Raw genomic sequence first — 19,528 nt, 5'->3', positions numbered from 1 at the left:
GCCTGGGACCGTACCCGTTGTGCCATCAGAACATTCGACGGCGACTTCGCCCGCGTAGTCTACATCAGGCACAACTTCGCAGGTGAGTCCGTCATCTGTGGTGAAAGCGGAGATACTCGAACCGACGGGCCCGTGGATTACCGTCCCGATTGAGTCCGCCGGAGTCGAGGTGACGGGCGTTGTGGTGACGGGTGTTGTGGTTAGCGATGGACTTGTCCGCAGCGTGGTGCCTGTTGCCGCGGTGGTGGTTGTGGCGGTGGTGGTCGTTGTGGCCGCTGTAGGTTCAGGCGTCGTCGTTCCCGTAGTCGGCGTGGTGGTCACGGGAACAGCTGTCGCTGTTGTCGGTGTCGGCTCGGCGACTCGCGCTGCCTGTCCGGTGACAAGGCTCAGCGGCGTCACCGGAGGTGAAGAATCAAGCCCGCACTGAGCGGCCGACAGATTGACGGATATGTTCGTCGATCCCAGGATCACTGTGACCAGCCCTTCACCCAAGATCGACAATGCGACAGTTACGGCCTCAACAGTGAAGCTCACTGAAACAGTCGAAGACGCGACAAAAGGCGCGGAACCGGAAGCCGCTCGGGTACTGGTGACCTTGATGTTCGAGAAGCGCGCTTCTACCCGCGCGAGCAGTGGGACATTCGCCATCACGAAGGTTGCAGTAGTCGGCGACGTCGACGTGGCCGAACCGTTTGCACCCACCGCCGGGATGGCAACCGTGGCGCCGCCGACTTTCACGGTTCCCGTCGGCTGGTCAGTAGCCGCCGACGTACTCGCACAGCGTGCGCTTGTCTTGACGCTCGTGCTCGTGATCGCGTCCGCCGGTATCAACGTGATCCCCAGTACCGAAACCAGATTCAATTGCAAACCCAATGTAGATGTAGTTTCCGCGTCCGCATCCGACCCGGCCGCCCCGCATGGGGTCGATGCCGACGCTCCTACGAGATACGCGCCGCACTGAACGGCGCTACCAGTGCGGCTGAGTGCGGGCAACCCCAGCAATACACCGGAGTTGTCCGCCAACGAAACAGTCCCCGTGGTTTTGCCCGGCGCGAGTTGAGTTTGCACGGTCGGATGTTCGATCAACGAACCGCCGAGATTTCCTCCGAGAGTTATCAATCCGCCGGTCGCCGTTCCTTTGCCCGACGTCGATCTGCCGTACCCGTTTGTTGTCCAGGTTCCGGTGGAAATCGGGCCGGTCACGTACTCCGAGTCGGTCCACGCCGCTTCGGTCTCGCCCAGAAGTGGGTGAGCCGAAAATCCGGAGCCCAGCACTACCGCAACTGCCAATACGATGACTGAGAACAGGTGGCGACGCTTCATTGCCTACCGCCCCCCGGCGGTAGAAGAACCTGAATGGGTTCGGTTTTCGGGTCGGCCGAGTCGGCATCAGCGTCGTCATCGGTAGTGCGCGGCCAGAATACCGCGACCACCAAAGCGGCCATGGTCAGCGTGATCGCCCCCAGAACAAGAGGATTCGAGAAGTAGACGATCACCCGCGCCAGTCCCGGAACGTGCCAGAGCACCTTCCGAACCGTGGTGACCTCGTAAACCGCGGGATCAGCCGAGGCGTTGGCATCACCCTTGAGATCGAGAATCGTGATGCCGTTGTCCTGGGTACGAGCGGAGACGACCCGGTGGGTCACCGGCAGTTCGGACACTCCCCGATCGACGGTGACGACGTCGCCCACCCCGACCGAATCCGCAGGCACTTCACGCACAACTGCCAGAGATCCGGTCGGAATGGTCGGCGACATGGAGCCCGTCTTGAACATGATCAGCGTGATGTCGAAGGCGAAGGCACAGACCACCAAAGCGATACAGATGACCCCACCGACTGCAAGAACCTGAAGGACGCAGTCCCCGATGATCGTCGGGACCGAACGCTTCTTCGTCCGGGCATGTGTTGCCCGGGCACGTGTTGGCATTGCAGCTCCTTCAGGGTGTTGCACTGAACTGCCAAGTGGGAGTTGCCGTTTTACCGATCAACGCCGAGTTGCTCCAATTGGCCGAGGTCCCGGGCAGTGAAATCTCGAAGCACAGCGCCACCGGAGCTCCCGGGGATACCCCACCGGTGGGTAGCGCGATGGCCCCGACTGCGGAACCAGTTGAGAGCGACGGAAACACCGTCGCACTTCCCACTACGAATTGTGGTGTTCCCGTGGAGAAGGCGGACGCATCACAGGTGGTCGACTTGACCACCCGATACCGCAGCGCCGACGCCAGAGTGGAGTCGCCGGCAACCGTGGCCGCCTGCAGAGTGACGGATGCTGCCGGCGAGACCGGCACTGTCCGAAGGGAGACCGGGCCGTACGAGAACGCACCGGGGCGTATCAGGAGCGCCGAGGGCGTGTACGTGAAAACCCCAGGGGCGCTGGACGAATGCGACGACCATCCGCCGCCGATGTTCGACTCGATTCCGAATGTTCCGGTGCGAAACGATGCATCGCCCATCGTGCTGTCCACCCAACTGGCGGCCACGGTAGTTGCACCGATACCCAGGACGAATCCCGAGGCCGCCAGTGCGTACACCTGACGCATTCGCCGTGTGACCACGCAGGCGTCAGGGGGTGGACTGGCCGGTGAACTGCCAGAGCAAGCGCCCGGTGTCCTGGCCCGACACGATCGAGGGGTCCACTCCGGCAGGCAGCGTGACCGCGAAGCAGAGTTCGACCGGAGTGCCGGGACCCGCTGCGCCACCGGCCAAGGTGACGTCCGAGCCCGAACCTGCCGTCAAGGCCACCGGACTGGCTGTCGTGCCCACCCATGCGATACCTGATCCGATACCGGCCGCAGTGCAGGTCGCCGACGGGACATTTCGATACACCGAATACCGCAGGGCAGGTTTGAGTACGGCATCGCCGCCGGTCGCACCGAGCAGTTGTACCGTCGCACCGAGTGTGCTGGCTGCGGGACCGATCCGTAGCGCTGCCGGTGCATACACCGTCGTCCCAGGCGAGAGCGCTGCGAATCCGGTGCTGAATGTGAAGTGGCCGGCGGAGGCGTCGACCTGGTACTCGCCCCAGGTCGTCAGTCCGTCGAAGCTGCCTTGGAGATTCCAACTTCCCGTCTGGAACTGCGCGTCGCCGAAAACATTGTCCGTCCACGCTGCCAAGGTGACGGCAGCGCCGATACCGAGGACAAGTCCTCCGGCAAGCAATGCACGTACTTTGCGCTTGTTTACAGCTTTCCGATCAGTGGTCATTCTGGTCTCGATTCACTTGGAATGCGAAAGAACCTCCGATTCGGGAAATCTAGCCCCCGCTTTTACCCGAAATATCCGAAATGGCCGAAATTGAGACAAAGATTTGACGCCTTCGCCGCCCCGCCGCCATCCGTGGGCGCTGACCAGGGGGAAATAGGAAAGCCGGCCAGATGGTTGCACCTTCCAACGACACTTGCGTTCTGATCGCTGAGAAAGGCACCACATTCATGGCCGTCCCACTTTCCATCCTCGACCTCGCCCACATCGGCGACAACGAAACCGCCAAAGACAGCTTCGACGCCAGCGTGACGTTGGCGCAGCGTGCCGAGGAGTGGGGCTACAAGCGAATCTGGTACGCCGAGCACCACAACATGGGTTCCATCGCTTCTTCGGCAACCAGCGTCCTGATCAGCCACGTCGCCGCGAACACCAGTAAAATCCGCCTCGGCGCCGGGGGCATCATGCTCCCCAACCACGCACCGCTGACGATCGCCGAGCAGTTCGGCACCCTCGAGACACTGCACCCGGGTCGCATCGATCTCGGTCTCGGCCGCGCACCCGGTAGTGATCAGAAGACGATGCAGGCACTGCGACGCGACCCGAGTTCTTCGGACAGCTTCCCGCAGGACGTACTCGAGCTTCAGGGCTACCTCGGCGACACCTCGCGCGTCCCCGGAATCAACGCCGTTCCCGGCAAGGGCACTCACGTTCCGCTCTACATCCTCGGATCGTCACTCTTCGGCGCCAAGCTCGCCGCGATGCTCGGCCTGCCGTATGCATTTGCCTCACACTTCGCTCCCAGCGCCCTGCGCGATGCCGTTGCGATCTACCGACGCGAGTTCAAGCCGTCGGAGCAACTGGCGGAGCCGTACGTCATCGCCGGCGTCAACGTCATCGCCGCCGACACCCATGAGCAGGCCCAGCAGGACTTCCTCGCGGCCAAGCGTTCGCGCGTCAGCCTTCTTCTCGGACGCGGACGCAAGTTCACGGACGACGAAGCGGACATGCTGCTCGACTCCCCCGCCGGTCAGCAGGTTCTTCAGATGACCAAGTACAGCGCCATCGGCACGCCCACGGAGGTGCGTGCCTACCTCGACGAGTTCACCGAGCACGCGCAGGCCGACGAGCTGATCACGGTGTCAACCGGTACCAACCGCGAGGCTTGGTTGCGCACGTTCGAACTCCTCGCCGACGTGAGCGATCTGGTGCCCGCCTAAGCTGCCGGTATGGGCGATCCATCCCGTCGGGGGTTCATCTCGGTACTGGCCGTTCTACTTTCGACGGGTTGGGCAGCCAACCACTTTGCCTCGCTCATCCCGGTTCTCCGGGTGGACGAGGGCCTGTCGCATGCCGTGCTCGACGGTGTTTTCGGTATCTACGCGCTCGGACTCCTGCCCGGCCTGTTGACCGGTGGAGCACTGTCGGACCGCGTCGGCCGAGCCGTAGTCGTCCTGCCCGGAGCGCTCATAGCCTCACTCGGAACCTTGACTCTTCTCCTCTGGCACGACGCGCCCGGGCTCATGGTCGGGCGCCTCGTAGTCGGTATCGGTGCCGGTCTGGCGATCGGCGCCGGTACCGCGTGGGCGGCTGACCTTCGCGGCAAGTCCGGCACCGTGATGGCGGGCGTCGTACTTACCTCGGGTTTTGCACTGGGACCGCTGTTTACGGGCCTGTTGGCGCAATTTGCCGCTTTCCCGCTCGCCACGCCGTTTGTCGTCTCGGCCGTCTTGTCGGTGGGTTCGGTTGCCGCTGCTGCCGCGTGGAGTCGCACTCCGGCTCCCACCAAAGCTGCGACGTTCACACCCGTTCCCGACGGCGCGGAGCGCTCCGTCGCATCTGCGCCCGACGGCGCGGAGCGCTCCGTCGCATCTGCTCTGTTCTGGGCTCTTCCGTTGGCGCCATGGGTGTTCGCCAGCGCAACAGTGTCTTTCGTGACCATGACGGCCAGGCTCGGAGACCGCTATTCGGGCCCTCTCCTTCCGGGTTTCGCGGCGGCGCTGACTCTGGGTGCTGGAATCCTGGTTCAAACCGCTGCGCGCCATCGCAATTGGGGTCCTCAGGCCGGCACGGTCGGCGCCGCACTGGCGGCGCTCGGATACTGCCTGGTCGCCGTCGGCGGTGCACACCCCGCGCTCGGGTTGTTCATTGTCTGCTCGCTCGTCCTCGGTACGGCCTACGGACTGTGCTTGCGTGAAGGCCTACTCGATCTCGAATCGCTGGCTCCCCCAGCCTCGCGGGGCGCTTTGACCGGGATCTTCTACGTCGGCACCTATCTCGGATTCGGACTGCCGGTGCTGCTGGTCGTCATCGAACCCACGATGGGTCCGTCACTGCCGTTGGTGATCCTCGCCGCTGTTGCCGCCGTCGTTGCCGTGGTCCGATTCCGCCGATTGCGGTCGACACAGGCTTCCGCGTCACATCCGCGTCTCGAAGCCGCATCGGTCTGAGCGTCCATTCGGACGGAGTTGGCGGTACTTGCAGTCGCAGCTACCCGGCGGTGTTAGCGTCGGAGGACCAGAAAGTCACTGCGTAGGGACACAGCAATGGGCAAGAGCGAGGCGGGCAAGAGCGAGGCGGGCAAGGCCGAATCGGCCAAGAGCAGTGGCGACGATCTGACGGGTCGGCGCATCCTGATCACCGGCGCTGCCCGCAATATCGGTTCTTCGCTGGCCAGACGCCTCTACGACCGCGGTGCATCCGTCGGACTCCTCGGCCTCGAGCCGGAACTTCTCGAACAAGTCGCCACCTCCTGCGGCCGCGCGCCCTGGCAGTTGTGCGACGTCGCTGATCTCGAGCAGGTATCTCGCGGCGTCGACTACATAGCCGAGAAGCTGGGCGGCATCGACGTAGTCGTCGCCAATGCCGGCGTCGAGGCGAACTCGTCGATCCTCGGCGGCGACCCTGCGGACATGCGCCGCGCGGTCGAAGTCAATCTCATGGGCACGTACTACACCCTGCGCGCAGCGGGTCACCACATCAGTCATGAGAACGGTTACGCCCTGGTGGTCGCATCCGCCCACGGCGCCGTCAAGCATCCGTTTCGCGGACCGCTTCGTGCTTCGCGCGCCGGCGTCGAGGCGTTGGGAGACGCGTTACGCCTGGAAATGAAACACCTCGGCACCAAGGTGGGCGTCGCGTACATCGGCGACATCGACACCGACACCACCGCACTGTCGTTCGACGGAGCACGCGGAACTCTCGCCAACTCCGGCACCACGACCGTCGCTGACGCCGTCGACGCGTTCGAGCGCGGTATCGTCGGCCGGAAGTCACGCGTACACGCGCCCCGCCGCAGCGCTGCGGTTCGCTACATCGCGCAACGAGCTATCGACCTCCGTCCCTCTCACGTCCGTGGAGTCGCATGAACCCCCGCATCCCGCCCGGCCGATTCAAGGACCTCGGTCCGATCAACTGGGGAATCTGGCGTGTCCTGTCGAAGGTTGCCGGAGCACCCGATGCGCATCTGTTCAGCACATTGGGACGCACGGGTGGACTCTTCCGCAGTTGGCTGCACTACTCCGGCTCACTCATGCCCGGCGGCAAGATCTCTCGCCACGACACCGAACTGATCATCCTGCGGGTCGCGCATCTGCGGGACTGCGGCTACGAGATGGATCACCACATCAGGCTCGGCCGCAAAGCCGGAATCGACGCAGAAGAACTGGCCCGAATCATCGAGGGCCCTGGCGCTTCCGAGTTGAGTCAGCGTCACCGTGCGATCTTGACTGCGGTCGACGAGTTGGTCACCACCAAGGACATCACCGATAACACGTGGGGAACGCTCTCGCAGCATCTCGACGATCGTCGGTTGATCGAATTCACCTTGCTGGTCACTCAGTACGACGGCCTGGCCACCACGATCGGAACCTTGCGGGTTCAGCGCGACTTCTCCTGAAGTTCCGCGGCGGCCGTAACTCAGCTCTAACCCGAAGACATCTGGACGAAACACCTGATCAATAGCGTATACAGGTATGTCGACAGGGATGAATACGGCGCCGGAGCCACTGCGTGAGGTGGTCTACCGGGAACTACGCACCGAACTGGTCAACGGGACCATCGGGTTCGATCAGCGCCTGACGGAACCGAAACTCTCCGCGTGTTTCGGCATTTCTCGCACACCAGTACGGGAAGCGTTGACGATGCTGTGCGCCGATGGACTGCTGCGCCGGGAAGAATACGGGTTCTCCGCCGTGCGCCCCAGCATCCCGCGGATCCGAGATCTGTACGAACTCCGAATCACTCTGGAACTACAAGGAATTACCCGGGCGATCGCGGATCCGACGATCCGGCACGATCGAACGATCCTCGACGACGAGTTGGTGCGGTGGCGCGCTCTTGCTCTCGATCCGCCCGCTCAGGAGCCTGGGTTCGTCGAACGGGACGAGGAATTCCACGTCGCCGTTCTGAGAGCGTCGGGAAACAACGAACTGGTCGCGTCACTGTTCTCGGTGAACTCCCGTATCCGGCACGTTCGGATGTACGACTTCATGGTCAACGGCCGCATCGACACCTCGATTGCGGAGCACATTCGAATCCTCGAGGAACTACTTGCCGGCAATCTGCCCGAGGCCCGCACGCTTTTGCACCAGCACATCGGCGAGTCTCTCGACGTCGTTCTCGATCGGGTGACCCGCGCGATCACCGCGCTCTCACTCGCCAACATCACGGACTGATCGGAGCAGTACACACCATGACCATCGCAGCAGAGGTTTTCACCCCGACAGCCCGGGTCGAGCAGGCATTCCAGCGGATCGAGGAAGTGGATCGCCCCGAAGTCTGGATCACGTTGCGCTGCAAGGAAGATGTGCTTGCCGACGCCGCCTCGGTCGAAGCCAGAATCGCCGCGGGCGAGCACCTTCCTCTGGCTGGGCGTCTGGTCGCCGTCAAGGACAACGTCGACGTCGCCGGTCTGCCGACCACAGCGGCGTGCCCCGAATTCGCGTATGCGCCGAATGAAACTGCCAGTGCCGTTGCGCGGTTGATCGAGCACGGGGCTGTTGTTCTGGGGAAGACCAACCTCGACCAGTTCGCCACCGGACTGGTCGGAACGCGTAGTCCGTACGGAGCCGTTCGCTGCGCCTGGGACGAAGAATTGATCTCGGGCGGTAGTAGCTCCGGATCCGCCGTCGCTGTCGCGCTGGGGATTGCAGACATCGGAATCGGCACCGACACTGCCGGTTCCGGCCGGGTGCCGGCAGCGTTCCACGGGATCTACGGACTCAAACTCTCGCTGGGCGTCATCCCAGCCCACGGAGTAGTGCCCGCCTGCGTCGACTACGACGCTGTGACGGTATTCGCCGGTGATCTCGAATCAGCAACCGCGGCAGCGGCAATCATGGTCGGCCACGAACCTCGAGATCCCCGCAGCCGAGTCTGGCCTTCCGATGTTCGTCTCGCGGCGGCGCCGAATCCGCATGTCGCCGTGCCCCGAATCGAGGATCTGGCGCAACTGAGCCCGTTGTATCTGGCAGCGTTTCAGGACACTGTGACAGCTCTGGTTGCCGGCGGCGCCGAGACCGAGACCGTCGACATCTCCAGACTGCTCGACGCGGCCCGATTGCTCTACGACGGCGCCGTGGTGGCGCAGCGATACGCCGCTGCCGGCGGGTTCCTCGAAACCCGCCCTGCCGGAGCCGATCCCGCGGTGTCCGACATCGTGCTCGGCGCGAAGCACCCCACCGGATACCAGCTGGTCGACGATCTCGACGCGCTCACCCGCGCCAAGGCCGCTGCTCGAGTACTCCTCGCCGGGTTCGACGCGCTACTGCTTCCCACCACCACCGAACATCCGACCATCGCAGCCGTGGCCGAAGATCAGTTCGGAATCAACCGCCGGATGGGAACTTTCACCAACTTCTGCAACCTGCTCGACATGGCGGCAGTCGCGGTGCCCGGACACCGCACCGCCGAAGATCACCCGTTCGGCGTCATGTTCGTCGTACCTGCTTTCGACGACCAGATCGCCATCGACCTCGCTGCGCGACTCGGTGGTGTGCCTTCACCCACCCTCGTCAATACCGGAATCGACCTCGCAGTATTCGGCGCTCATCTGCGCGGGCAACCCCTCAACTCGCAGTTGGTCGACCTCGGCGCGCGGTACGTCGAAACCGTCACGACCTCGGACGCCTACCGGCTCTTCGCTCTCGACACGACGCCCCCGAAGCCCGGGCTGGTCCGCCGTGGACCCGGACTCGGGGCACCGGTCGTCGGCGAGATCTTCCGGATCTCACCGGCTGGCCTGGGAACATTCCTCGCCGCCTTGCCAGCACCGATGGCGCTCACGAGCGTCGAGTTATCCGACGGTAGAACGACTGTCGGTTTCAGCTGCACTCATGACGCCGTAAACGGCGCAGCCGACATCACCGGCTACGGCGGTTGGGCCGCGTACCTCTCCCGCTGACAGTCACGGCTTGCAGATTCGAGTGACGGCCTCGCGCACCACTTCACGGCGGCGCGCGATCTCGTCGGCGTCGACGTTCTGGTTGTCGGCCACGCCGGGGGCCACCACCCAGCCGAACACCAGGCCGAACAGCATCGTGATCAGGTCCTGGGGGTCCCAGTGCTTGGAGATGAGGCCGTCTTCTTGAGCCTTGCGGATCGTGGCCATTCGCGGAACCCAGCTGGAATGTTCCTCGGCCAGCTTCTTCATCCGTGGTGCCTCACCCTGCAATTGACCCCAGATCATCATCCGTTGAATCTGTGGTTTGCCGAGCATTGCGTCGAACAGTTCGACGGCATGCGCGGGCATGTCTTCACCGGTGAACTCGACGGACTCCATCGCCTGCTCGAAGTCGACGTCGAGCACCGCGTGGAACAACGCGACCTTGTCACCGAAATAGGCGTAGAGGCGCTCCTTACTGGCGTTTCCGTTCTTCGCAATCCGATCGATGCGCGCACCGGCAAGCCCGTAGGTGCCGAATTCTTCTTGCGCAGCGTCGAGGATTCGCTGTTTCGTCGCGGTCACGTCAGTGGGAGCCATAGTGATGATGGTAACCGAACGAACTATTTCGTTTGACTCACCCGAGAAGGCTGGAATACCTTTTTCCAATGACCACCACGTCCCACGTCGACGGCGGCACTCTGCCACCGATCCCGGCTGTCTCCGAGAATCCGAATCATCAACGTCGCTGGCTGGTGCTCTGCATCGTCGCGTTCGCTCAACTCATGGTGGTGCTCGACGGCACCATCGTCTCGATCGCCCTACCGGCGGCCCAGGAGGAACTCGGTATCAGTGACCTGGACCGCGCGTGGGTGGTCACGTCGTACGCCTTGGCGTTCGGTGCGCTGCTGCTCCTCGGCGGACGTATCGCCGACTACTGGGGCCGCAAGCGCTCCTTCATCGTCGGCATGGCGGGCTTCGCGGTTGCCTCCGGCATCGGCGGCATCGCGCAGAGCGGTATCGAACTGTTCATCGCCCGCGCCGGCCAGGGCGTTTTCGCCGCCCTGCTCGCGCCCGCGGCGCTGTCGATGCTCACCACCACCTTCATCGGAGAGAAGGAGCGCGCCAAGGCTTTTGCCGTCTACGGCGCAATCTCCGGCGGTGGCGCTGCCATCGGCCTGCTCCTCGGTGGAGTGCTGACGCAGTACGTCGACTGGCGCTGGTGCCTGCTCGTCAACATCCCGATCGCTCTGATCGCCATCGCTGCAGCCGTCCCGATCGTCAAGGAAACCAAGGCGCACGGCGACACGAGCTACGACCTTCCCGGTGCGATTCTCATCGCGCTCGGCCTCGGCTCACTGGTCTACGGATTCACTCGCGCCGAGCACGGCTGGGGCCAGGCTGACACTTTGCTGTTCATCGCTCTGGGCCTGGTCTTCCTCGCGATCTTCGTGGTGGTCGAGAGCCGCAGCAAGAATCCGCTTCTACCGCTGAGCGTTCCGTGGCATCGCGATCGCGGCGCTGCTCTCATCGGATCAATGTTGGTGGGCGCCGCCCTGCTCGGCGGCACGTTGTACCTGACGTTCTACCTGCAGATCGTGCTCGGATTCAGCCCGGTCATGGCCGGCGTCGGATCGCTGCCGATGGCATTCTTCATCGTCCTGGCGTCGACCATCGCAGCACAGCTGTCCACCAAGATCGGCCCCAAGCCGCTCATGGTCGCCGGCCCGCTGGTGGCTGCGGTAGGGCTGCTCATGCTCACACAGATCGAGGTACACAGCTCCTACTGGACGCACGTGTTCCCCGGCCTCGCGATCTTCGGCTTCGGACTGGGTCTACTGATGGTGCCGATGCAGAACCTCGCACTGATCGGCGTCCCTGACCACGACGCCGGCGCTGCCAGTGCCCTCGTAAACGCCACACTGCAGATCGGCGGCGCACTCGGCACCGCACTGTTCACCACGATCTACGCTTCGGCAAAGTCGGCCTTCACCGCCGACAACGCGGCGCCGATCCCGCCGGAAGGCATTCCTGTCGACATGTCGAACGCGACCATCCCGACCGGCGACCAATTGGCACTACTCCCCCAGCCGGTGCAGGACTTCGTCGCCTCGATGACGGACTACTTCTTCGGCGCCGAGGTTTCCGGATATTCTGCCGCATTCGGTTGGGCGGCAATCCTGTTGGCGATCATCGCACCGGTAGTGCTGGTACTGGTCCGAGCCAAGAAGGGTGATCTGCCCGCCGAGGGCGCAGTCCACATGGGGTAAACCCCGGTGCGCCTTTATTAACCGCCCGCGGTTGATAAAGGCGCACAGCAGGTCAGGCCTTCTTCAACACCTCAGCCACCGGAGTGCTGCTGCGTCCGATTAACTTCTGCAGGTCACCCGACTCGGTATCCAACGCCCCCTTGGCAATTGCAGCATCGGAATCGGCGAGGATCTGCGCAACCGGTGCAGGCAGTCCGACACTTTCGAGAATGCCTTCGTATGCCCGCTCGTCCACGAACTGATACGCGATCGGATTGCCCGCGAATTCGCTGATCTTCTCGGCTAATTCGGCGTAGGTGAGCCTCTCGTCACCGCCCAACTCGTACACTGCGCCTTCGTGGCCATCGGTGGTTGCGACCACCGCTGCAGCGTCGGCGTAATCCGCACGCGCCGCAGCCGCGATCTTGCCTTCCGCTCCCGCACCGACCAGTGCGCCGCGTTCGATCACACCGGCCAGGTCGTTGGTGAAGTTCTCCCAATACCAACCGTTGCGCAACAGCGCGAACGGAATACCGCTCCGAGTGAGCACGTCCTCGGTCGCCTTGTGCTCGGCAGCAAGCTTCATCGGAGTGTCCTGAGCATTCAAGATGCTCGTGTAGGCGATGAATCCGACGCCGGCAGCCTTCGCCGCGTCGATGATGTTGGCGTGTTGCGCGAGCCGTGACCCCACTTCACTTCCCGAGATCAGCACCAGCTTGTCGACGCCCGCCAATGCGGTTTCCAACGCCGAGGCATCGGCGTAGTCCGCTTGGCGTACAACTACTCCGCGGGCGGCGAGGCTTTCCGCCTTCTGTGGATTGCGGACCACTGCGACGATGTCGGACGCGGCGGTTCCCCGCTCGATCAACGACTCGACTACCAGTTGTCCGAGGTTTCCGGTTGCGCCGGTGACTGCAATGCTCATGCGAACTCCCGATCCAGGTTGGAGCGTAAATGCGTTCTGCAACCATCATGCACTTATTTTTCGTAAGTGCAACACGTAGAGTTAGCGCTATGGGATCGTGCAGTAGTAACCTGGGTACATGACCAGCACCGACTCACCTTCACGTGCTGCCCTGACTCCTGATCCGAATGCCGACGTCGTGGACCCCACGCTCGAGGCTGACGTCTTCGCTCGCGGATGCAACTCTCGGGCGGCCCTGCAGAATGCAACCGGGCGCTGGGGTGCGCTCGCACTGGCAGCGCTGAATGAAAGCCCGTACCGGTTCAGCGCCCTACGTCGGCGCGTCGACGGAGTCAGCGAGCGCATGCTCTCCCAGACCCTGCAAACACTCGAGCGGGATGGCCTCGTGCACCGTGAGGTACTCGAAACCATCCCACCCAAAGTGGAATACAGCCTGACCGAACTCGGCGCCGACGTCGCCGCAAAGATCACGGCCCTGATCGAACTACTCGAATCGCAGGTTCCGAAAATCGTTGCGTCACAAGCGTCGTACGACGCTCGGAATCAGCTCAACTTGTCCGAGAGCTGAGCGATGAACTCGTCGAATGCGTAGGGAACGCTCAGCACCGTCGGAGCGGAAGTAGCCATCGCGTAGTCCATTCCGACCAGACGAACCAGACGGCCGTTCGACACCGAGGTCATGTTCGCGAACGGACCGAAGGACATGAGCTTGTCCAGGTTGGTGCCATCGGCGTCGACGAGAATGAAGACGTCGGCGTCGAGTGTGTCGATGGATTCCATGCCCACGGACACCGAACTGTCGCCGGAAGTGCACACTGCGTCGACACCGGGCGAGGTCTTCACCCCGAGCTGGCCGAGAAGACGGATCCGCGGGTCGGTGCCGCAGAAGACGATCAAGCCCTCATCGGTGCGCATCGCATACGTCGAGGTTTTGCCCTGGAACTGCGGGTGATCAGCGGCCTGCTTCTCGAAGTACGCCCCGGTCTCGTCGATCAGAGTCTGCGCCTGCGCCGGCTGTCCGAGCGCTGCACCGATCATGCTCATCTGCTTGTCCCACGCGGTATCCCACGGCTGGTCGGGGAAGGCGACGGTCGGCGCGATGTCACTGAGGCGCTTGTACTCGCCCTCGTCGATACCGGAGTAGACGGCGAGGATCACGTCGGGATCGAGCCCGAGGATCTGCTCGAACGGGATATCGGGATTGGTCGTCATGAGAACGGGCTTCGCACCGTTCAGACGCGAAGCGTCCCAAGGCAGAATGTTGTTCTCGATGCCGTCGCCGGAGAAGCTCTCCATGGCGACCGGGACCTTGTTCAGTGCAATCACCGAATCCTGGCCACTCCATCCGATGGTCACGATGCGCATAGGCTCCGCGTCGATCGTGGTCGAGCCGTAAGCGTGGTCGACGGTCACGGGGAACGCCCCCGCCTCGGCGACGCCCGAAGCTTCGGTGTCCGATCCGGAATCGCCTGAGGCTCCACAGGCAGAGAGCGTCAGCGCGACGCAAGCCGCGAGCAGTACGGAACGAGTTTTCATGAGTGGTCCTTCGAAAGCCGGATGGTCGACTCGGGACGCTAATGCGTTGCGCGCCTACACCCCGCCGCGAAGGCCTCAGATGGCCCGTTCGCAACACAACTCGACACAAAAGACGAAAAACCCCGTGTGCCTTTCCGGTAGAGCGAACTACCAAAAAGGCGCACGGGGCCGAAGGCCCTGCCGTCAGAAGTTGATCATGTGGCCGGCGAGGCCGTGGATCGCTTCCTGCAGTGCCTCACTGAGTGTGGGGTGGGTGTGGACGTTGCGTGCCAACTCGTTGACCGTGAGGTCCCACTTCTGGGCCAAGGTCAGCTCGGGCAGCAGTTCCGAAACATCCGGTCCAATGAGGTGCCCACCGAGCAGTTCGCCGTACTTCTTGTCGGCGATCAGCTTGACGAAACCGGTCGGGTCACCGAGACCGTGTGCCTTGCCGTTGGCAGCGAACGGGAAGTTCGCGACCTTGACGTCGTAGCCCTCGGCCTTGGCCTGCTCCTCGGTCAACCCGAACGAGGCGACCTGCGGCTGGCAGAACGTCGCACGGGGCATCATCCGGTAGTCACCGAGCGTCTGCGTCTCCGCGCCGCCGATGGTCTCAGCAGCGACGACGGCCTGAGCTTCTGCGACGTGAGCGAGCTGCAGCTTGGCGGTGACGTCACCGATGGCGAAGATGTGCGGGACGTTGGTGCGCATGTAGTCGTCGATCGCGATGGCGCCGCGATCGGTCAACGCGACACCGGTGTTCTCGAGGCCGAAGCCCTCCACGCGCGGTGCGAAGCCGACGGACTGCAAAACCTTGTCGACGACCACGGTCTCGATCTCACCGGACTTGTTGTCCTTGATCGAGACGGTGACCTTGCTGCCGTCGTCGCTGATGGACTGCACAGCGGCACCGGTCTTGATGGTGACGCCGAGCTTCTTGTATTGCTTGGCGATTTCCTTCGAGACATCGGCGTCCTCGTTGGGCAGTGCCCGATCGAGGAACTCGACGATGGTGACGTCGACTCCGTAGTTCTTGAGGACGTAACCGAACTCCATGCCGATCGCGCCGGCACCGACGATGAGGATCGAACCCGGAAGGTCACGGGTGAGGATCTGCTCTTCGTAGGTCACGACGTTCTCGCTCAGCGAGGTGCCCGGCAGCAGCTTGGTGTACGAACCCGTCGCGATGATCGCGTTGTCGAACGTGATCGTCTCGGTGCCACCCTTGCTCAGCTCCACGCTGATGGTGTTGGCGTCGACGAACGTCCCCTTGCCGTCGTACTCCGGGATCTTGTTCTTCTTCATCAAGAAGTGAATGCCCTTGACTCGCCCGTCCGCGACCTTGCGGCTGCGATCGAAAGCGGAGCCGAAATCGAAGGACACGTCTCCGGACATGCCGAACGTCTTCGCTTCTTTCGTGAAGATGTGCGCGAGTTCGGCGTTACGGAGAAGCGCCTTGGACGGAATGCAGCCGACATTCAGGCATACACCGCCCCAGTACTTCTGCTCGATGATGGCGGTGCTCAGGCCCAGTTGTGCCGCGCGGATAGCAGCGACGTACCCACCGGGGCCGGCTCCGAGGACAACGACGTCATAGTGTGAGGTCACGATTCACCAGGGTAGTCCTGCATCGTTTCGCTGTCCCCAGATGGTCGCATTACCCGTCGGTAGCCCACACTTCTCGGGCAACTCGGGCAAAATTTCCGCCGTACACGGCCTCGATCGAAGGCTCGTCGAACCCCCGGTCACGCAATATCTGATCAAGTGTCAGCACGTCCTCCGGAGGAGTCCACTGCAACGGCCCCCACGCGGTGTACGCCTCGGAGAACGACGACGGGTTCTGCTCGATCTCTTCTCGGAAGTCGTCGGCGTCGAAGGAGAAGTCGGAACCGATCCCGACGTGATCGATGCCGACGAGTCCGACAGCCTCTTCGATGTGCTCGGCCATCGCGGACAGCCGAGCCTGGTTGTCATCCGGTCCGTTGACGCCGAGGAATATGCCCACGCCGTTGATCCCGATGACGCCGCCGGTCTCCGCACACGCTCTGGCCTGATCGTCGGTGATGTTGCGCGGATGCTCCCACAACCTTCGGAGGTTCGAGTGGCTGTAGATCATTGCTCGCTGGGTGATAGCTGAGATGTCCAACCCCGTCTGTACCGAACAATGTGAGCCGTCGACCGTCATTCCGACGCGATTCATCTCGGCAACCAGGTCACGACCGTATCCGCTCAACCCCGTGTCCGCCAGATCCAAGCAGCCGCAGCCGGCAGCGTTCATGTAGTTGTACGTCGGCAACATCGAGCGGACTCCGAGGTCGTAGAAGTACGAGACGTTGACTAGGTCTCCCTCCAGCGGATTCGAGTCCTCCAGGTCGAAGGCCAGGGCAATTCCGCCGGACTCCTGAATCTCGACGACGTCGTCGACAGTGAAGACAGGGGTTATCTCCGGAAACTCGACCCGCGCCTGCCACGCGAAACTCTTGGCGATTGCCGTCGAGTCCGCGCGAGTCTGCGGCGAGTAACCGACGTTCACCGAAACGTAACTCCCCGCTGGGCGCTGATATCGGAGAAGATCTTCGACAGACGCGTTCGACTGCAGAGGTAGGCAACAGTGTTGTTCCCATAGTGGATATGTCCGGTTCACTCACTAATCCCGTCGATGATCAGGGAAATTCACCTGAAACTGGTCGTACGTTCAGCAAATCTCTGGTTCACTGGCGGATAACGCACCGATGCGGTAGAACTTACAAGACTCACACGCCCTGTATCTATCGGCAGAGCATGTACCAGCAGGAATTCCCGCACGGGAACAGCAACAAAGGACCGTTCACTCCTGGGCGGATTCGAAGGAATTTTAGGTGGAGGTTTCTGAACGTATGCGTGCTCGCACTTTCAAGCGTGGCCGTCTGGTCGCCGCTGTAGCCGCAGTATCCGTGCTGCCGATGCTGATCAGCCCTGCCGTCTCATCCGCAGGTGGAGATCCGTCGACCACCACGGCAACTGTAGCCAAGGCAAACACAACGGGTTCCAAGCTCTCGAGCCGCACGGACAACGGGCGCATCGCCACCATCAAGGTGTACTCCCCTTCCATGGAACGCGATATTCCGCTCGAGGTCATCGTCCCAGCAGACGGCAGCGAACCCCGCCCGACGCTCTACCTGCTCAACGGTGCAGGCGGCGGCGAAGACCGGGCGACCTGGCAGCGTCAGACCGACGTCAACGAGTTCTTCGCTGACAAGAACGTCAACGTCGTGACCCCGCTCGAAGGCGCATTCAGCTACTACACCGACTGGGTGAACGACGACCCGTCCCTCGGCCGTCAGAAGTGGCAGACGTTCCTGACCCAGGAACTCCCGCCCGTCATCGACGCCGAGTTCAACACCAACGGCGTCCAGTCGATCTCCGCGATCTCCATGACCGCGACCTCGGTCCTCAACCTCGCCATCGCAGCTCCGGGCCTCTACAAGGGCGTCGGCGCGTACAGCGGATGCGCTGAGACCAGCACACCGGTCGGCCAGTCCTCCATCGAACTGGTCGTGGGCATGCGCGGCGACGCTGACGTGACCAACATGTGGGGCCCCCTCGACGGCCAGGGCTGGATCGACAACGACCCCGTCGTCAACGCCGAGAAGCTCCGCGGCACCGAGCTCTTCATCTCCACCGGCTCCGGACTCCCCGGCCCACACGACACCCTGAACAACGAGGCGATCAACGGACAGGTCGGCACACTCGCCAACCAGGTGATCGTCGGCGGCATCATCGAGGCAGCAGTCAACTACTGCACCCACAACCTCGCCTACCGCCTCAACGATCTCAAGATCCCGGCCACCTTCGACTTCAAGCCGACCGGCACCCACTCGTGGGGCTACTGGGAAGACGATCTTCACAACTCCTGGCCGATGCTCGCTCGTTCGATGGGCATCTGACCGAAATCGTTCCGGCTCGACCCCGCTCCCTGCACTTCCGGGAGCGGGGTCGAGTCCTTGTCTGGGCCGATTCGGGGGTTAATTCCGGGGCCAATTCAATTGTCAGGCAATCGAATCGCGTCACTTTCTGCGCCCGCTCTGCTTTACTGACACATAACAAAAAGTGAACCTGTTCCAGTAAGGGCTCACAGGCACTTCGATCCGTTCCGGATCCGAAGACATTCAGGTGGAGGATCCGAACGTATGCGTGCTCGAATTTTCAAGCGTGGCAGTGTGATCGCAGCTCTCGCAGTGGCCACGGTGCTGCCGATGCTGGTCAGTCCGGCGACAGCTTCTGCGGGCGGTGACACGTCCGGATCGCACGTCGTGAGCAACACCAAGACCGGCGACCGCAAGGTCACCATCTCGGTCTTCTCCCCGGCGATGGATCGCAACATCCCGCTCGAGGTCATCCTCCCAGCGGATGGCAGCGAACCCCGCCCGACGCTCTACCTGCTCAACGGTGCAGGCGGCGGCGAGGACTCGGCGACCTGGCAACGCAAGACCGACGTCATGAACTTCTTCCAGGACAAGAACGTCAACGTCGTCACACCGCTCGAAGGCGCATTCAGCTATTACACCGACTGGGTGAACGACGATCCGGTTCTCGGTCGTCAGAAGTGGCAGACGTTCCTGACCAAGGAACTCCCGCCCGTCATCGACGCCGAGTTCAACACCAACAAGGTGCAGTCCATCTCCGCGATCTCCATGACCGCGACCTCGGTCCTCAACCTCGCCATCGCGGCTCCCGGCCTCTACAAGGGCGTCGGTGCATACAGCGGATGCGCCGAGACCAGTACTCCCGTCGGTCAGAGTGCGATCGAACTTGTCACAGGTACCCGCGGCGGAGCTGACATCACCAACATGTGGGGCCCGCTCGACGGTCAGGGCTGGAAGGACAACGATCCGGTCCTCAACGCCGAGAAGCTCCGCGGCACCGAGCTCTACGTCTCCACCGGCTCCGGACTCCCCGGCCCACACGACACTCTCGCCAATCCCGCGATCAACGGTCAGGTCGGTGCGCTCGCCAACCAGGCGATCGTCGGCGGCATCATCGAGGCAGCGGTCAACTACTGCACCCACAACCTCGCCTACCGCCTGAGCGACCTGAAGATCCCGGCCACCTTCGACTTCAAGCCGACCGGCACCCACTCGTGGGGCTACTGGCAGGACGATCTCCACAACTCCTGGCCGATGCTCGCTCACTCCCTGGGCGTCTGACCCGATTCGTTCTCACTCGACCCCGCTCCAGTGTTTCGGGAGCGGGGTCGAGTGCTGTCGGGAGCGAGC

20 protein-coding genes are annotated in these 19,528 nt (G+C 62.9%); 12 read left to right on the top strand and 8 right to left on the bottom strand.

Annotation, left to right across the window (positions count from 1 at the left end):
• Window positions 1–82 precede the first annotated feature (82 nt).
• Both R4P65_RS00345 and R4P65_RS00340 read left to right on the top strand, forming a co-directional pair.
• Window positions 83–427 carry a hypothetical protein gene (locus tag R4P65_RS00345; RefSeq protein ID WP_317825078.1) on the top strand — a complete coding sequence of 115 codons (345 nt, stop codon included), beginning with the start codon at window positions 83–85 and terminating at the stop codon, window positions 425–427.
• 96 nt (window positions 428–523) lie between these two features.
• The gene (locus tag R4P65_RS00340; RefSeq protein WP_317825077.1) at window positions 524–961 is read left to right on the top strand and encodes a hypothetical protein; all 438 of its coding nucleotides are present in this window, start codon (window positions 524–526) and stop codon (window positions 959–961) included.
• A gap of 358 nt (window positions 962–1,319) precedes the next feature.
• Here the strand turns inward: R4P65_RS00340 and R4P65_RS00335 are convergent, their stop codons facing one another.
• From R4P65_RS00335 to R4P65_RS00325, 3 genes are read right to left on the bottom strand one after another with little or no spacing between them, the layout of a single operon-like run.
• Complete coding sequence (locus tag R4P65_RS00335) at window positions 1,320–1,928, bottom strand: signal peptidase I (RefSeq protein ID WP_317825076.1); 609 nt, start codon at window positions 1,926–1,928, stop codon at window positions 1,320–1,322.
• Window positions 1,929–1,938: 10 nt separating this feature from the next.
• Window positions 1,939–2,556: a hypothetical protein gene (locus R4P65_RS00330; protein WP_317825075.1), complete on the bottom strand. Its 618-nt coding sequence runs from the start codon at window positions 2,554–2,556 to the stop codon at window positions 1,939–1,941.
• A 7-nt stretch (window positions 2,557–2,563) separates the two neighbouring features.
• Window positions 2,564–3,205, bottom strand: a complete 642-nt coding sequence (locus R4P65_RS00325; RefSeq protein ID WP_317825074.1) for a SipW-dependent-type signal peptide-containing protein — start codon at window positions 3,203–3,205, stop codon at window positions 2,564–2,566.
• A gap of 227 nt (window positions 3,206–3,432) precedes the next feature.
• Here R4P65_RS00325 and R4P65_RS00320 point away from each other — a divergent pair, with 227 nt between their 5' ends.
• From R4P65_RS00320 to atzF, 6 genes are all read left to right on the top strand, one after another.
• A complete protein-coding gene (locus R4P65_RS00320; RefSeq protein ID WP_317825532.1) occupies window positions 3,433–4,422 on the top strand; it encodes an LLM class flavin-dependent oxidoreductase in 990 nt (329 codons plus the stop codon).
• Between the two features lie 9 nt (window positions 4,423–4,431).
• Window positions 4,432–5,652: an MFS transporter gene (locus R4P65_RS00315; RefSeq protein WP_317825073.1), complete on the top strand. Its 1,221-nt coding sequence runs from the start codon at window positions 4,432–4,434 to the stop codon at window positions 5,650–5,652.
• A gap of 96 nt (window positions 5,653–5,748) precedes the next feature.
• On the top strand, window positions 5,749–6,570 hold the full coding sequence (locus R4P65_RS00310) for an SDR family NAD(P)-dependent oxidoreductase (RefSeq protein ID WP_317825072.1): 822 nt from the start codon (window positions 5,749–5,751) through the stop codon (window positions 6,568–6,570).
• On the top strand, window positions 6,567–7,100 hold the full coding sequence (locus R4P65_RS00305) for a carboxymuconolactone decarboxylase family protein (protein ID WP_317825071.1): 534 nt from the start codon (window positions 6,567–6,569) through the stop codon (window positions 7,098–7,100). The genes R4P65_RS00310 and R4P65_RS00305 overlap by 4 nt, the downstream gene beginning before the upstream one ends.
• Before the next feature lie 76 nt (window positions 7,101–7,176).
• Complete coding sequence (locus R4P65_RS00300; protein ID WP_317825070.1) at window positions 7,177–7,878, top strand: GntR family transcriptional regulator; 702 nt, start codon at window positions 7,177–7,179, stop codon at window positions 7,876–7,878.
• A 17-nt stretch (window positions 7,879–7,895) separates the two neighbouring features.
• Entirely contained in the window at window positions 7,896–9,605 is a 1,710-nt protein-coding gene (gene atzF / locus R4P65_RS00295) for an allophanate hydrolase (RefSeq protein ID WP_317825069.1), read from the top strand.
• Between the two features lie 3 nt (window positions 9,606–9,608).
• Here the strand turns inward: atzF and R4P65_RS00290 are convergent, their stop codons facing one another.
• A complete protein-coding gene (locus tag R4P65_RS00290) occupies window positions 9,609–10,184 on the bottom strand; it encodes a TetR family transcriptional regulator (RefSeq protein WP_003941498.1) in 576 nt (191 codons plus the stop codon).
• Between the two features lie 68 nt (window positions 10,185–10,252).
• Here R4P65_RS00290 and R4P65_RS00285 point away from each other — a divergent pair, with 68 nt between their 5' ends.
• Window positions 10,253–11,854: an MFS transporter gene (locus R4P65_RS00285; RefSeq protein ID WP_317825068.1), complete on the top strand. Its 1,602-nt coding sequence runs from the start codon at window positions 10,253–10,255 to the stop codon at window positions 11,852–11,854.
• A gap of 52 nt (window positions 11,855–11,906) precedes the next feature.
• Here the strand turns inward: R4P65_RS00285 and R4P65_RS00280 are convergent, their stop codons facing one another.
• Window positions 11,907–12,758, bottom strand: a complete 852-nt coding sequence (locus tag R4P65_RS00280; protein WP_317825067.1) for an SDR family oxidoreductase — start codon at window positions 12,756–12,758, stop codon at window positions 11,907–11,909.
• A 118-nt stretch (window positions 12,759–12,876) separates the two neighbouring features.
• On the opposite strand from R4P65_RS00280, the gene R4P65_RS00275 reads away from it, so the two are divergent.
• Window positions 12,877–13,326, top strand: coding sequence for a helix-turn-helix domain-containing protein (locus R4P65_RS00275; RefSeq protein ID WP_317825066.1), 450 nt, complete (start codon window positions 12,877–12,879; stop codon window positions 13,324–13,326).
• Here R4P65_RS00275 and R4P65_RS00270 read toward each other — a convergent pair.
• The 3 genes from R4P65_RS00270 to R4P65_RS00260 form a co-directional block, all read right to left on the bottom strand.
• A complete protein-coding gene (locus tag R4P65_RS00270) occupies window positions 13,302–14,294 on the bottom strand; it encodes an iron-siderophore ABC transporter substrate-binding protein (RefSeq protein ID WP_317825065.1) in 993 nt (330 codons plus the stop codon). The genes R4P65_RS00275 and R4P65_RS00270 overlap by 25 nt on opposite strands.
• A gap of 183 nt (window positions 14,295–14,477) precedes the next feature.
• Window positions 14,478–15,881 carry a dihydrolipoyl dehydrogenase gene (lpdA, locus tag R4P65_RS00265; protein WP_003941477.1) on the bottom strand — a complete coding sequence of 468 codons (1,404 nt, stop codon included), beginning with the start codon at window positions 15,879–15,881 and terminating at the stop codon, window positions 14,478–14,480.
• 49 nt (window positions 15,882–15,930) lie between these two features.
• The gene (locus tag R4P65_RS00260) at window positions 15,931–16,917 is read right to left on the bottom strand and encodes a dipeptidase (RefSeq protein WP_230816857.1); all 987 of its coding nucleotides are present in this window, start codon (window positions 16,915–16,917) and stop codon (window positions 15,931–15,933) included.
• A gap of 232 nt (window positions 16,918–17,149) precedes the next feature.
• On the opposite strand from R4P65_RS00260, the gene R4P65_RS00255 reads away from it, so the two are divergent.
• Together R4P65_RS00255 and R4P65_RS00250 are read left to right on the top strand one after the other, a co-directional pair.
• The gene (locus R4P65_RS00255) at window positions 17,150–18,199 is read left to right on the top strand and encodes an alpha/beta hydrolase (RefSeq protein WP_070159955.1); all 1,050 of its coding nucleotides are present in this window, start codon (window positions 17,150–17,152) and stop codon (window positions 18,197–18,199) included.
• A gap of 243 nt (window positions 18,200–18,442) precedes the next feature.
• Window positions 18,443–19,459 carry an alpha/beta hydrolase gene (locus R4P65_RS00250; RefSeq protein ID WP_230816855.1) on the top strand — a complete coding sequence of 339 codons (1,017 nt, stop codon included), beginning with the start codon at window positions 18,443–18,445 and terminating at the stop codon, window positions 19,457–19,459.
• Window positions 19,460–19,528: the final 69 nt, after the last annotated feature.

It is taken from the genome of Rhodococcus sp. IEGM 1318 (genome assembly GCF_033142465.1).
GTDB lineage: Bacteria > Actinomycetota > Actinomycetes > Mycobacteriales > Mycobacteriaceae > Rhodococcus_F > Rhodococcus_F qingshengii_B.
Note: the sequence above shows the minus strand (reverse complement) of the source record. Positions and strands in the feature narration are given on the sequence as shown.

Bases quoted from the DNA above. Each gene is read 5' to 3' on its own strand.
- R4P65_RS00255 (WP_070159955.1), top strand. From the start codon at position 17,150: ATGCGTGCTCGCACTTTCAAGCGTGGCCGTCTGGTCGCCGCTGTAGCC.
- R4P65_RS00275 (WP_317825066.1), top strand. From the start codon at position 12,877: ATGACCAGCACCGACTCACCTTCACGTGCTGCCCTGACTCCTGATCCG.
- R4P65_RS00335 (WP_317825076.1), bottom strand. From the start codon at position 1,928: ATGCCAACACGTGCCCGGGCAACACATGCCCGGACGAAGAAGCGTTCG.
- R4P65_RS00285 (WP_317825068.1), top strand. From the start codon at position 10,253: ATGACCACCACGTCCCACGTCGACGGCGGCACTCTGCCACCGATCCCG.
- R4P65_RS00270 (WP_317825065.1), bottom strand. From the start codon at position 14,294: ATGAAAACTCGTTCCGTACTGCTCGCGGCTTGCGTCGCGCTGACGCTC.
- R4P65_RS00305 (WP_317825071.1), top strand. From the start codon at position 6,567: ATGAACCCCCGCATCCCGCCCGGCCGATTCAAGGACCTCGGTCCGATC.
- R4P65_RS00310 (WP_317825072.1), top strand. From the start codon at position 5,749: ATGGGCAAGAGCGAGGCGGGCAAGAGCGAGGCGGGCAAGGCCGAATCG.
- R4P65_RS00315 (WP_317825073.1), top strand. From the start codon at position 4,432: ATGGGCGATCCATCCCGTCGGGGGTTCATCTCGGTACTGGCCGTTCTA.
- R4P65_RS00250 (WP_230816855.1), top strand. From the start codon at position 18,443: ATGCGTGCTCGAATTTTCAAGCGTGGCAGTGTGATCGCAGCTCTCGCA.
- R4P65_RS00280 (WP_317825067.1), bottom strand. From the start codon at position 12,758: ATGAGCATTGCAGTCACCGGCGCAACCGGAAACCTCGGACAACTGGTA.
- R4P65_RS00320 (WP_317825532.1), top strand. From the start codon at position 3,433: ATGGCCGTCCCACTTTCCATCCTCGACCTCGCCCACATCGGCGACAAC.
- R4P65_RS00300 (WP_317825070.1), top strand. From the start codon at position 7,177: ATGTCGACAGGGATGAATACGGCGCCGGAGCCACTGCGTGAGGTGGTC.
- R4P65_RS00290 (WP_003941498.1), bottom strand. From the start codon at position 10,184: ATGGCTCCCACTGACGTGACCGCGACGAAACAGCGAATCCTCGACGCT.
- atzF (WP_317825069.1), top strand. From the start codon at position 7,896: ATGACCATCGCAGCAGAGGTTTTCACCCCGACAGCCCGGGTCGAGCAG.
- R4P65_RS00325 (WP_317825074.1), bottom strand. From the start codon at position 3,205: ATGACCACTGATCGGAAAGCTGTAAACAAGCGCAAAGTACGTGCATTG.